This window comes from Janthinobacterium sp. GW460-12-1-14-LB5, from assembly GCF_059423585.1.
This window is the reverse complement of sequence record NZ_JBWKYD010000028.1, coordinates 43,234-55,352: the sequence shown is the minus strand read 5'-3', so window position 1 is coordinate 55,352 and position 12,119 is coordinate 43,234. Positions and strand designations below refer to the sequence as shown.

Here is a 12,119-nt window from a genome sequence, read left to right as displayed (position 1 = left end):
TAATATTTTATTGAGGGTCCACGCGGACCTGGCCATGCTCGACCGACAGTTTATCGTCAATGAACAGGCGGATGGCGCGCGGGTAAAGCAGATGTTCCTGTACCAGCACGCGCGCCGATAAGCTGTCTTCTGTGTCGCCGGGCAAGACGGGGACGGTCGCGCTCGCCACGGCCGGGCCATGATCGAGTTCGGCCGTCACGAAATGCACGGTCGCGCCGTGTTCCGTCACCCCCGCCTCAAGCGCCTGGCGGTGCGTCGCCATGCCCGGGAACAGCGGCAGCAGCGACGGGTGGATATTGAGCATGCGCCCCGCGTAATGCTCGACGAAGGGCGGCGTCAGGATGCGCATGAAACCGGCCAGCACGACCAGGTCGGGGGTGTAGCCGTCGATCACGGCTTGCAGCGCCGCATCGAACTGTTCGCGGCTGGCATAATCCTTGTTGACAACGACTGCCGTCGCTATCCCATGTTCCGCGGCAAAAACCAGTCCCTGGGCGTCGGCCCGGTTACTGATGACGGCGGCAATACGGGCTGGCCATTGCTCGGCTTGCGCCGCGCGCACGACCGCTTCCATGTTGCTGCCGCGTCCGGAAATGAGGATAACGATATTTTTCATAGCGCGCATTGTACCCGCTATGGCGATGCGAATCTAGAAAGGCCGCTATTATTGTTGCGGCGCAACATACCTGCCGGGCCGCCGCCGCTGCCCGATTACGCCGCCCGGCCAGGGCATGAAAGGCTGGTTTGACGCCGCCGCGGCGTGAGCAGGTGCTTACTCGAACGAATAGAAGACGCGGAACGGGACTTTCTTCTCGGCCCAGTAGTCGGCCGCGTCGCGGAACACGTCGAGCAGGATCTCGCGCGCTTCCTTGTCGAATTTTTGCGTATTTGGCAATTGCTCGAGCACCACCAGGAAACCCGTCTGCGGTCCCGCCTTGAACATGGTGTCCGTCAGGCACAGGCGCAGGGCATCGAAATTCTTCGCCAGGTTTTTCGGAAACAGGAATGCTTCTGCAATAATGCCGATGACTTGTTGTTTGGTCTGTCCAGCGTTGCAATGCGCATATAAAAAGTGCTGCCCGAGACGGATCGCCTCGTCTTGTAATTCGGTCACGCGAAAGGCACGGATGGACTGGACAAGGTTGGGCGGCACGGTTAGTAACAAACTCATTTTTCCCTCAAATCGACCTGTTATGTATGGATTTTTTCTAGCTGCTCTTCTTATTGCATCCCCGCACGCGGGTCAATGCGCACGCGGTGATTCGATCTGTATCAACTTTTATGCGATTCAGTGCGATTTTATATAAGCCATACGCGTATTAGGGTAACGTGTTGTCCTGCATGAATCAACCCGAATATGATGTCAAACGCAAGATTTGTTACAAACCGCTGGTTTCAAGTCACTTCAACATCTTGTATCGATTGAAAGTGCATGTTACAGACTGTGGGGCAAGGGGCTTGGGCTGTTACATTTTGTTGCCATGCGAAACACTTGCCCGGGCCTGGCGGGATTACTATAGTCCCAAGTTGTAAAAAATACCCTGAAAGATTCTCTAGATAACGAGGTTACAAATGAACTTGCAAGCCAAATTGATGATGTCAGCCCTTTGTATCGGTGCATTGCCACTCGCCCAGGCCGCCGACTTTGAAGATTTCGGCAAGGTCGTGCGCGTCGTGCCGCAAGTGGAACAGATCAATCGTCCACGCCAGGAATGCCGTACGGAATACGTGCAAGTCCAGGCTCCGCCGCAACAGCGCAGCGCTGGCGGCTCCATCGTCGGCGGTATCGCCGGCGCCCTGCTCGGCAGCCAGGTCGGTGGCGGCAATGGCCGCACGGCCGCGGCAGCTGCCGGCGCGATTGCCGGCGCCGTCGTCGGCGACCGTGTCGACAACCAGAACAATTACCAGGGCGGCATGCAGGAACAAGCCGTCAAGCAATGCCGTCAGGTCGACCACTGGGAATCGCGCAACAATGGCTATCAGGTCACCTACGACTACCGCGGCCGCAACTACACGAGCATCATGTCCTACGATCCGGGCGAGCGCGTCCGTCTGCGCGTCTCCATCGAACCAGCGCAGCAGTAACGCTTGACATAAGCTGCTGCGCGTCGGCATAGGCGGCCTGCGATGCTCACCGGCTCGGCGCCCCCGTACTAAGCACGGTTGCGCTTCTCGGCCACCTCTGCCTTCCGCTCGCGACGCTTCTGTCAGGCGTTGTTACTCAGTATTAAAATGCCGGCCCCATATCATTCTCATGGGGCCGGCATTTTTTATGGCGTCCCGGCACGGGCTATAATGCGGCACACTTTCAGGCCGCCTTATGCTTATCAAACGAAAATCCATCGAACAAGTCGAATCCTCGCGCCCCGCGCGCAAGCCCCGCTACGCCCCTGTCACCCTGTCGGAAATGGATGGCGTGCGCTATCTGCATTTCGGCACGGAATGGGTGCAGGGCGCCATGCGCATCCGCAAGCCGGACTGGCCGGAGCTCGAATACGCGCAGCAGATGATGGCGTGGATGTTGTGGATCGAGCAACCGCAGCGCCTCGCCCAGCTGGGCCTGGGCACGGCCGCGCTGACCAAGTTCTGCTACCGCCAGTTCCCGCAGGCACAGGTCGAGGCCATCGAACTGAATCCGTCCGTCATCACCATCTGCGCCTCGATGTTCAAGCTGCCGCCCAACGACGAGCGCCTGCACGTGCGCGAGATGGATGCGCTCGACTACGTCAACGATGAAGCCAACCACGGCACCCTGGACGCCCTGCAGGTGGACTTGTACGACGCCACGGCGCGCGGTCCCGTGCTCGACAGCGCCGATTTCTATGCCGCCTGCTGCGCCTGCCTGGCGCCGCACGGCATCATGACGGTCAACCTGTTCGGCGACCATCCCAGCTACGCGAAGAACATCAAGGCGATGAAGTTTGCGTTTGCGCAGGTGATCTGCCTGCCGGAAGTCCATGATGGGAACGTGGTGGCGATCGCGTTCAAGACGAAAGTGACGCTCGATACCGAAGCGCAAGCCGCCTTGCTGGAACGCGCCAAGCAGATCGTCGCCGAGACCAAGCTGCCCGCCAAGACCTGGGTCAAAGGCATCGCCAGCACCCTGTAAGCGCCGGCACGCCCACGCAGGCCGGCAGCCCTGAAAGGCGCCGGCCATGCCCGCTTCCCCTCCTCCCTCTCCCATCTCGCCCGACACGCCGCTGCAACTGCCGCAACTGCTGGCCTGGCTGCAGGAAGACGGCATGCTTGACGCAGCGCAAGCGGCCGCCATCGCCACGCAGGCCGCCCTGCTGCCGGCGCCGGCCTTGCATCCGCTGTGCAGCATCGCCCACGGCGCACTCACGCTCGACACCCTGTGCGCCTGGCTGGCCCGACGCGCAAGCCTGCCGTATCTGCGCATCGATCCCTTGCACATCGATTTCAGCCAGGTGGCCGACGTCATGACGGCCGGCTATGCCGCCCGTTTTAATATCCTGCCCGTGGAAAGCACGCTTGACCGCATCGTCATCGCCACGGCCCAGCCCTACGCGCTCGCTTGGCAGGCGCAGCTGGGCAAGCTGGCGCCACGCAAGCTGAGCCTGGTCATCGCCAACCCGCTGCACATCGCCGATGCCATTGCGCAATTTTTCAGCCTGGCAACTTCCGTCAAGGTGGCCCGGCAAGCATCCACGCAAGACCTGGCGCTGCGCCACAATTTCGAGCAGCTGGTGGAACTGGGGCGCAACAAGACCAGCCTCGACGCAAACGACCAGCACGTGGTGCGCATCGTCGACTGGCTGTGGCAATACGCGTTTACCCAGCGCGCGTCCGACATCCACCTGGAACCGAAGCGCGACGCGGGCCTCGTGCGCCTGCGCATCGACGGCCGCCTGCACCAGGCGTATCAATTGCCGCCCGTGGTCTTGCTGGCCATGACCGCGCGCATCAAGTTGCTCGGGCGCATGGACGTGGTGGAAAAGCGCCGCCCGCAGGATGGCCGCATCAAGACGCGCAATGCGCAAGGCCAGGAAGTCGAGCTGCGCCTGTCGACCTTGCCCACGGCCTTCGGCGAAAAGCTCGTCATGCGCATCTTCGACCCGGAAGTGGCCGTCAAGAGCCTGTTTGACCTGGGTTTTCCGCCCGCAGACGCCGAACGCTGGCGCCAGCTGACGGCGCGCACGCACGGCATCGTGCTGGTGACGGGCCCCACCGGTTCGGGCAAGACCAGCACCCTGTACAGCACCCTGAAGGCGCTGGCCGGCAGCGAAGTCAATGTGTGCACGGTGGAAGACCCCATCGAAATGGTCGAGCCGGCCTTCAACCAGATGCAGGTGCAAACCCAGGCCGGCATCGAGCTGTCGTTTGCCGATGGCGTGCGGGCGCTGATGCGGCAAGATCCCGACATCATCATGGTCGGTGAAATCCGCGACCTGGCCACGGCCGAGATGGCCATCCAGGCGGCGCTGACGGGACACCTGGTGCTGTCGACCCTGCACACCAACGACGCGCCGTCGGCCGTCATGCGCCTGCTGGAACTGGGCTTGCCCGCCTATCTGCTGGAAGCCTGCCTGATCGGCGTGCTGGCGCAACGCCTGCTGCGCTGCCTGTGTCCGGGCTGCAAGCAGCTGGATGCCGCCCCGGGCGACGCGCCATGGCAGCGCCTGACGGGCGGCCAGCTGGAACGGCCGCAGGCTACGTACCGCCCCGTCGGCTGCGCCCTGTGCCGCCACAGCGGCTACCTGGGACGTGCCGGCATTTATGAACTGCTGAGCGTAACGGAAACGTTCGGCCAGCTCATCAAGGCAGGCGCCGACCTGCACGCCTTGCGCCGCCAGAGCATCCTCGACGGCATGACGCCGCTGCGCATCGCCGGCGCGCGCAAGATCATCGACGGCACGACCAGCATCGACGAAGTACTGAAGCTCACGGCCGCCCTGCATTGAGCCATCTTCATTTTCGTGCAGGAATGCTTTGCATTCTTTTTCAACTGATATATAATGCGGCCTCTTTCGGGTCGTTAGCTCAGCTGGTAGAGCAGCGGACTTTTAATCCGTTGGTCGCAGGTTCGAATCCCGCACGGCCTACCACGAATACAGCAGTACAGATCAGGGTTAGCAAACTACCGTTTGCTAACCCTTTTTTGCATCCATAAGAAAAATATTACCCTCGCGGGCAATATCCACCTTCTGCTTTGCGTCCCCCTATCCCCAAAAAAACTTAGCCCTCGCGTTAAGAGAAATCACTTCACAACAAGCAGGACGATATGCTTCGATTCGTGGAAAGACAATCCCTGCTATCGCTTCCATATTTCGAGCTCATCAGGGAGCTTTGCAATCCAATCTTCGGCCAGAGGCTCAAACCCATCCAGATGGACACGATTTACCCTCACGAGAAAATCATGCCAACCAATCACGAAACGGAACCACGGAACAGCAAACCGTTCGCCCTCGTCCCTATCACGAAAAAGATTATCAAGGGTTCCTCGATCTGCGCTTTCTCAAAGAAATTCCTTAAGGCAGAAAACATTGCGAAGTACGGTAGCATCACCCAACAGGCCTTCTGTTTGGTACAGTCTCCCTGTGCAGGGCAGCAACCTTACACGAACAACATGTGCCACACTGAACAGCAAGCGATGCAGCCTCCTCAGAAAATGCAGCTATCAATGGAACTACCAACTCAGGCCGATGAAAAAATACCAGCGCAGCATGGGCACGGGACTTTCTACGTAGAGTCTTTCGCCGACTATGTACGCCGCTGGCCGGAGTGTTACTCGTAAGTTCCGGAAACCGTCGTCGAGACATGGATCTATCGCTATTGGAACAACTTTCAAGCCTGGCTTCCGCTGGCCCCACTTTCCTGGGAGTACGTCGTTAGACCCCTTTCCAACGAAGATATCTTGCGAATTGAGCACGTAGGCAAATGGCCCGAAACTTTGGAGTCTTGGGGAAATGATCTGTTCGATGGCGCCTCACGCAAGAAGACGTGGCTAGGGCGCTATATGCTGGCTTCGGGGACAACACCTTCCCCATTATCGTTGCACGGAATGCAGATGCGCATACCCATCCACGCGAGCGGAAATGGATGCGTGCCCCCCACCAGCTCATCGAAGGCCACATGCGGATTGCTTACCTTCAAGCGATGATCCGCAGAGAATATGTAAAATTGAAGCCCACGCACATAATTGCAATTGCCACTATTCCGACCACTTAGATGCGTCATAGTCGCACAACTGCCAGCGTTGCACCGCATAGACACTAATCAAACATAACAATGAGCAAAATTTCAGATAATCCTTCGACAAAGAAGTTACTGGACGACATCCACGGCATGAGAGGCCTGAAGGCTCTGTTTGATTTCATGCCTTTCGCCAAGGTTCTTTTTCCAAGCGTCGCAAAGCATCTTGGCGGATTAGAACAATTAAGCAGTCAAGCGGAGATACTGCTGGTTCCAGACCGGTTTAACGATGCCTTCGCCCAGCAGGGATGGATCGCATACGAGTCAATGAGCTTAGATGCGATGATCCGCGCCTTAGAAATTGAGAAGGAAAGCGGCCTGGCGACAGCAGAGCAGTATCTTTCGGATCATTACGGCGCCGATACTCTCGAATTCGGCATCAAGCGGTGTACCGGGCATGCCGAGTTTCGGAAAAGATTACGTCTGATTGAACTAGCGAAAGAAGACTATCTTGCCGGTCGCTATCATGCGTGCGTACCCCTGCTACTTTCTTTGATAGACGGACTGGCTAACGACATTTCCAAGCATGTAGGCTTTTTTGCGGACAATATAAACATGACCGCTTGGGATAGCATTGCGGCACATGAGAGCGGCCTCACTGCTCTTGCAAAAATCATGGGAACCGGTCGCAACAAGACAAGCGAGGACGAAATAACTATACCTTATAGGAATGGAATACTACATGGCAGAGAACTCGCCTTTGATAACAAGATCGTGGCAGCCAAGTGCTGGGCGGCTCTTTTAGCTGTTAGAGACTGGGCTGGAGCACTCGTAGATGGAAAAGATGAGCCAAAGCAAAAAAAGGAAAATAAATGGTCTGATCTATTTCAGCAAATCGCCGAGAACGAGCGTACTAAGAAGTTCCTTGTTGCATGGCAACCTCGCACATCTGCCGAGTTCGGGCACCTTCCATATTCTGGACCGCCTAGTGGCCTTGCACAAGATACGCCCGAGCGTTTGGTTGCAGAATTCTTAGATAACTGGTGCAATGCGCGCTATGGGCCGATGGCAGATGCGTTCGTCGATTACTTAAATACGCCAAAGGGAAAGAAAGCCGGCAACGCAAAAAGGGACTTCGGGCATCAAACACCAGCTTCATATCGCATTGTCTCAACCATTGACGAAACACCAGCTATATCACAAGTCGACGTTGAAATAGTATTCGAACAAGAACCGTCGGCTGAAGTCGTCCAGTTAAGCTTGCGACTCGTATACACCGACCCCGCAAACGATCCGCTCGTATGGAGACACCAGAAAGGTAATTGGAAACTGATCCAGAACGGATTTAGCAAGGTAATTTATCGAAACTAAGAAGACATTCGTGGGTGAATACTTCTGCATCGAAATAGGTTTTGGGGGGCCAAACCTGAGAGAAAATGAATGAAATATTTTCCACAAGTACCCTTTGAATGATCATATCTATACGCATCTTGAGCCAATGACCTAGCTAACGTTTAAAGTTCAAATCCCGCACGGCCTACCACGAATGCGCAGTACTAAAAAGCCTATCCTCACGGATGGGCTTTTTTCGTTTCCGGCCCCGCGGTTATACTGGCGCTTCGTCTTGCCAGCCTTGAAAGAAACGCATGAAACTTGCCGCCACCCTCCTCCTGGCCACCGCTTGCCTGTCCGCCCAAGTCCAAGCGCAAGCCCAAGCGCCCATCGTACTCGACGGCGAGTACAGCGCGCGCACGGACGAGATGAGCCTGGAAATCATCGGCAACCGCGTCTGCTTCGCGCCCGACAAGGCGCAGTGGGGCCGTTTGCCCCGCCCTGCCGCCACGCACGATGCGTGGTTTTGTTTCAGCAACGACGCCCAGGCGCGCCGGCTGCTGCGCGTGCCCGCGCGCCAGGCCGACAATTGCGGCTGGCAGGCGCGTGCGCGCATCGTCATTGACACGTATCAACCCTACGTCGAGCAAGGCGACGGCAACGACATGGCGCGCCTGGCGTCCGTGGTGAAGGTGGCGCAGCCGAACGCCATCGCCTGCGAGTAATCAGTTCAGTTCAGTTCGATCAGTCCAGTTCATACTCCTGCAGATAGCGGGCAAACAGCTCCCCATCGGCCAGCGGACACGCAAACCCCGCGCCCCAGTCAGCCAGCAACAGCTGCTCTTTCAAGGGCAACAGCAACAGCTCGGGCATGCCGTCGCTGCACCACAGGTTGCACACGATGCCCTGCTCGTCCAGGCCCGCAAACAGGGTTTCCGTCTTGTCGCCGCCAAAGGCCAGCACGTTCTTGCATTCCACGCGGTAACTGCTGTAGCCCGTGTAGACGGCGTCGTACGGCGGCAAGGCATCGGCCAGCGCGAGGCGCAGCTGCTCGGCCGTCAGACCCAGCGCGCGCAGTGGCGACGGTGGCGCCTTGATCACATACATGTCCGTCCAGCCGGCGCCGCTGCGGTGCGCATCGGCGAACGCCTGCTGCTCGCCCATCTGCGTCACACAGTGCTGCAAATTATCCAGCGGCAACAGTTCGATCATGCAGAAATCGTCTTCGTGGTAATACGCTTCCCGCATGCGTCAATTCTCCAGCAAGTCTTGCAGTTGCGTATTGCGCCGCGCCGTCAGCCGGCCGGCCCAGGTCTCGCTGCTGACGGACGGATAGCGCACGGCGCCAAAGTTCATCCAGGCATCGCGGTAGGCGAGCCACAGGCGCTGGGTGGCGCGGATGCCGTCCTTGTCCACGGCGCCCGCATGGCTTTCCGCGGGCTTTTTCATCAGCTTGCCGTAGATGGCGTTGAGTTCCTTGTCGAGCGCCGCCGCCTGCTCCTTCGTCATGCTGGCCGGCAACTTGCCCGCTTCGTACTCGCGCAGATCGTGCGCCAGTTGGTCGAGCTCGGCCGTGCGGGCGGCGATGCTCAGGGCGGCGCGCGCCGTGCCGCTCAAGTCCGTTTCATTCGCCGCGCGCGCATCGGCAAACTTGCTTGCCGCCGCCTGCAGCTTTTGCAGCGACGCTTGCGCCACGGCCGGCATGCTTGCGCTGGCCTTGCCCGTTGCCTGCGCGCGCACGCGCTGCTTTTGCCGCGCATCGATGGCGCTGCACACGCCCATCATGTAGCCGCTGGTGATGTCGTCGCACAAGTCGATCATGCCGCGCCCGCTGGCATTGATCTTCTGCAAGTGTTCGATGCGGCCCTGCATCTCGGCCGGCGCCGCGTCGATGCTGCACGCATACTTGAGCGCCAGCAACGGATCTTTCTGTACGCCCTGTCCATTCTGGTACAGCATCATCAGCACGGCGCTGTTCTGCGTAGCCATGGCGCAATGGCGCACGGGACGCCAGTCGGCGGGCTTGGGCGAGGACATACTCTTGGTATCGTAATACAGGTCCGTTGCCTGGCATTGCTGCAAGGATGCCACGGCGGACGGCGCCGGCAAGTCGGCCGGCGGCGGTGCCGCCTCCTTGACCTTCAGGCAGCCCGCATACCAGGCCGTGCTTTCCGCATGGCCCACGCCCATGGCGCTGGTATTTGGGTATGGTGACGCGGCAGCGGCAAAAACCGGGGCAGCCAGCAGGCAGCTCGCGCCCAGCAATGCCGTTTTCAATAAGGGTAGACAAATTTTCATGTTCTATCGGCGCCAGCGTGAATAAAGCGGCAAGTTTAACTGATCAGCCAGGCGGCGCCCGCCCGATACGCGGCCATCCGGCCGGGTAAGTAACGGTTCATGGCCTTGGCAGTGGCCGAATCGATGGGCAATAATGTTGCCCGCTGTACTTTTTTCACTACCCGGACCACGCCCATGACCTTACCCCGTCTTCGCCGTTCCCTCGGCTCCCTGCTGATCGCAGCGGCCTGCGCCTCGCTTTCCCATACCACCGCCGCCGCGCCTGCCGCCACCCCGCAAGCCGCCGCCAAACACGCCATCACGCATGAAGACGTGTGGCTGATGAAACGGGTGGGCGCACCCGTCGCCAGCCCCGATGGACGCTGGGCCGTGTTTTCCGTGGTCGACAGCGCCTACGATAGCAAGGAGCAATGGTCGGACCTGTGGATCAAGTCCCTGCTTGATGACAGCCCCGCGCGTCGCCTGACGTATTCCAAGGGCGGCGAAGGCGCCGTGGCCTGGTCGCCGGACAGCCGCCAGCTGGTGTTTGTCGCCAAGCGCGACGGCGATGAAGCGGGACAGATCTACCGCCTCGACGTGGCCGCCGGCGGCGAAGCGCAGCGCCTGACCTCGCTCACCCTGGGAGCGCGCATGCCGAAATGGAGTCCGGACGGCAAGCAATTGCTGTTCATCAGCGACATCTATCCTGGCAACAAGACGGAAGCCGACGTCAAGCAGAGCGCAAAAGAGCGCAAGGAGCGCAAAGTCAGCGCCCGCTCGTATGAAACGACGGCACCGCGCTACTTCGACAAATGGCTGACGGACAAGCAGGTGCGCCTGTTCATCGTCGACGCCGACGCCGCAGCACGAGGTGACAACACCGCGCGCGACATCCTGTCGGGCACGCAACTGGTGGCGCTGCCGGGCTTTGGCGGCGGTCAGGGTGACGAGGGGCAATCCTTGGACGCCGTCTGGACGCCGGACGGCAAGGCCGTCGTCTTCAACGCGGCCAGCAACCGCGACGCGGCCCAGCGCGAAGCCGTCTACTCGCAACTGTATCTGCTGCCCGTGGCCGGCGGCGAAGCGCAGCGCTTGACGCAGGACAAACATAGCTACGGTTCCCTGAAATTTGCCGCCGACGGCAAGACCCTGTTTGCATTGAGCGACGCGCAAACGCCCGGTAAAGTGTATGACGTGAAACGCCTGGCCAGCTTCGCCTGGCCGATGAGCAACCCTGCGCCGGCCATCCTGACGGCCAAGCTGGACCGGTCGATTGCGCGCTTCGTGCTGCCCGAAGGCGGCAAGCGCGTCATCTTCAGCTATGAACACGCGGGCCTGGAAAAGCTGTATTCGATCGACGTCAGGGGCGGCGAGGTGCGCGAGGAGCCATCCTTGCCGACGGGCAGCATCAATTCGCTGAGCAGCGGCGGCAAGGCTTTGGTCGGCGTGTGGGAGTCAAGCATCAATCCGCCGGAAATCTATGCGTTCAACGGCAAGCAGCCGAAACGGCTGACGGCATTCAACACGGACAAGGCCGATAAAATCGACTGGCAGGCGCCCGAGCACTTCTGGTTCACCACGGCCGACGGCCGCCGCATCCACAATATGCTCATCAAGCCCGCCAACTTTGACCCTAACAAGAAATACCCGCTGTTTACCGTCATCCACGGCGGCGCGGCCAGCATGTGGCGCGACCAGTTCGTGCTGCGCTGGAACTATCACTTGCTGGCCAAGCCAGGCTACGTTGTCTTGCTGACCGATTACAAGGGTTCCACCGGCTATGGCGAGGAATTCTCGCGCTCGATCCAGTTCGACCCGTTGAAGGGTCCGGGCGATGAAGTCAACCAGGGCGTCGATGAAGCCATCAAGAAATATCCGTTCATCGACAGCACGAAACTGGCTGCCGGCGGCGCCAGCTATGGCGGCCACCTGGCCAACTGGCTGCAGGCGACCACCACGCGCTACAAGGCCATCGTCTCGCACGCGGGCGAAATGGATTTGATCATGCAGTGGGGCACCAGCGATGGCGGTTTCGGCCGTGAAACGAATGCGGGCGGCCCCGTCTGGTCGAACCTGCCCGTGTGGCGCGACCAAAGCCCGGTCATGCAAGCAGGCAATCACGAAAAAGGCACGGGCTTTACCACCCCCATCCTGATCACGGTGGGCGAGCTCGACTACCGGGTGCCGGCCAACAATGCGCTGATGAACTTTGCAGTACAACAGCGCCTGAACGTGCCGGCGAAATTGCTGGTCTTCCCGGACGAAAACCACTGGATTTTGAAGGGCGAGAACAGCCGCTTTTTCTATAGCGAAGTCGAAGGATGGCTGGCTAAGTATCTGAAATAATCGTGTTGCGC

At 59.4% G+C, this 12,119-nt stretch carries 11 protein-coding genes and 1 tRNA gene; 8 read left to right on the top strand and 4 right to left on the bottom strand.

All coding sequences use genetic code 11. From position 1 onward, the window contains the following. Positions 1-7 precede the first annotated feature (7 nt). Both purN and AC07X6_RS24155 read right to left on the bottom strand, forming a co-directional pair. Positions 8-616, bottom strand: a complete 609-nt coding sequence (gene purN, locus AC07X6_RS24160; protein WP_494792636.1) for a phosphoribosylglycinamide formyltransferase — start codon at positions 614-616, stop codon at positions 8-10. A 156-nt stretch (positions 617-772) separates the two neighbouring features. Next, entirely contained in the window at positions 773-1,171 is a 399-nt protein-coding gene (locus AC07X6_RS24155) for a barstar family protein (RefSeq protein WP_086146799.1), read from the bottom strand. A gap of 401 nt (positions 1,172-1,572) precedes the next feature. On the opposite strand from AC07X6_RS24155, the gene AC07X6_RS24150 reads away from it, so the two are divergent. The 7 genes from AC07X6_RS24150 to AC07X6_RS24120 all read left to right on the top strand — a co-directional run bounded on the left by AC07X6_RS24150 (position 1,573) and on the right by AC07X6_RS24120 (position 8,210). Beyond that, positions 1,573-2,085, top strand: coding sequence for a glycine zipper 2TM domain-containing protein (locus AC07X6_RS24150; protein ID WP_230539766.1), 513 nt, complete (start codon positions 1,573-1,575; stop codon positions 2,083-2,085). Positions 2,086-2,320: 235 nt separating this feature from the next. Then, a complete protein-coding gene (locus tag AC07X6_RS24145; protein ID WP_494792635.1) occupies positions 2,321-3,109 on the top strand; it encodes a class I SAM-dependent methyltransferase in 789 nt (262 codons plus the stop codon). A gap of 46 nt (positions 3,110-3,155) precedes the next feature. After that, the gene (locus tag AC07X6_RS24140) at positions 3,156-4,922 is read left to right on the top strand and encodes a GspE/PulE family protein (protein WP_494792634.1); all 1,767 of its coding nucleotides are present in this window, start codon (positions 3,156-3,158) and stop codon (positions 4,920-4,922) included. Positions 4,923-4,990: 68 nt separating this feature from the next. After that, positions 4,991-5,066 (top strand) — tRNA-Lys (locus tag AC07X6_RS24135). Between the two features lie 311 nt (positions 5,067-5,377). Then, positions 5,378-5,755 (top strand): hypothetical protein, encoded by a 378-nt coding sequence (locus AC07X6_RS24130; protein WP_494792633.1) that lies wholly within the window; start codon positions 5,378-5,380, stop codon positions 5,753-5,755. A 494-nt stretch (positions 5,756-6,249) separates the two neighbouring features. Further along, positions 6,250-7,524 carry a hypothetical protein gene (locus AC07X6_RS24125; protein WP_494792632.1) on the top strand — a complete coding sequence of 425 codons (1,275 nt, stop codon included), beginning with the start codon at positions 6,250-6,252 and terminating at the stop codon, positions 7,522-7,524. 275 nt (positions 7,525-7,799) lie between these two features. Continuing rightward, the gene (locus tag AC07X6_RS24120) at positions 7,800-8,210 is read left to right on the top strand and encodes a hypothetical protein (RefSeq protein ID WP_494792631.1); all 411 of its coding nucleotides are present in this window, start codon (positions 7,800-7,802) and stop codon (positions 8,208-8,210) included. A gap of 19 nt (positions 8,211-8,229) precedes the next feature. Here the strand turns inward: AC07X6_RS24120 and AC07X6_RS24115 are convergent, their stop codons facing one another. Next, on the bottom strand, positions 8,230-8,733 hold the full coding sequence (locus AC07X6_RS24115) for a hypothetical protein (protein ID WP_494792630.1): 504 nt from the start codon (positions 8,731-8,733) through the stop codon (positions 8,230-8,232). Positions 8,734-8,736: 3 nt separating this feature from the next. Further along, positions 8,737-9,783 (bottom strand): lysozyme inhibitor LprI family protein, encoded by a 1,047-nt coding sequence (locus AC07X6_RS24110; RefSeq protein WP_494792629.1) that lies wholly within the window; start codon positions 9,781-9,783, stop codon positions 8,737-8,739. Between the two features lie 174 nt (positions 9,784-9,957). On the opposite strand from AC07X6_RS24110, the gene AC07X6_RS24105 reads away from it, so the two are divergent. Then, entirely contained in the window at positions 9,958-12,108 is a 2,151-nt protein-coding gene (locus tag AC07X6_RS24105) for a prolyl oligopeptidase family serine peptidase (protein ID WP_494792628.1), read from the top strand. Positions 12,109-12,119: the final 11 nt, after the last annotated feature.

Bases quoted from the DNA above. Each gene is read 5' to 3' on its own strand.
- purN (WP_494792636.1), bottom strand. From the start codon at position 616: ATGAAAAATATCGTTATCCTCATTTCCGGACGCGGCAGCAACATGGAA.
- AC07X6_RS24155 (WP_086146799.1), bottom strand. From the start codon at position 1,171: ATGAGTTTGTTACTAACCGTGCCGCCCAACCTTGTCCAGTCCATCCGT.
- AC07X6_RS24150 (WP_230539766.1), top strand. From the start codon at position 1,573: ATGAACTTGCAAGCCAAATTGATGATGTCAGCCCTTTGTATCGGTGCA.
- AC07X6_RS24145 (WP_494792635.1), top strand. From the start codon at position 2,321: ATGCTTATCAAACGAAAATCCATCGAACAAGTCGAATCCTCGCGCCCC.
- AC07X6_RS24140 (WP_494792634.1), top strand. From the start codon at position 3,156: ATGCCCGCTTCCCCTCCTCCCTCTCCCATCTCGCCCGACACGCCGCTG.
- AC07X6_RS24130 (WP_494792633.1), top strand. From the start codon at position 5,378: ATGCCAACCAATCACGAAACGGAACCACGGAACAGCAAACCGTTCGCC.
- AC07X6_RS24125 (WP_494792632.1), top strand. From the start codon at position 6,250: ATGAGCAAAATTTCAGATAATCCTTCGACAAAGAAGTTACTGGACGAC.
- AC07X6_RS24120 (WP_494792631.1), top strand. From the start codon at position 7,800: ATGAAACTTGCCGCCACCCTCCTCCTGGCCACCGCTTGCCTGTCCGCC.
- AC07X6_RS24115 (WP_494792630.1), bottom strand. From the start codon at position 8,733: ATGCGGGAAGCGTATTACCACGAAGACGATTTCTGCATGATCGAACTG.
- AC07X6_RS24110 (WP_494792629.1), bottom strand. From the start codon at position 9,783: ATGAAAATTTGTCTACCCTTATTGAAAACGGCATTGCTGGGCGCGAGC.
- AC07X6_RS24105 (WP_494792628.1), top strand. From the start codon at position 9,958: ATGACCTTACCCCGTCTTCGCCGTTCCCTCGGCTCCCTGCTGATCGCA.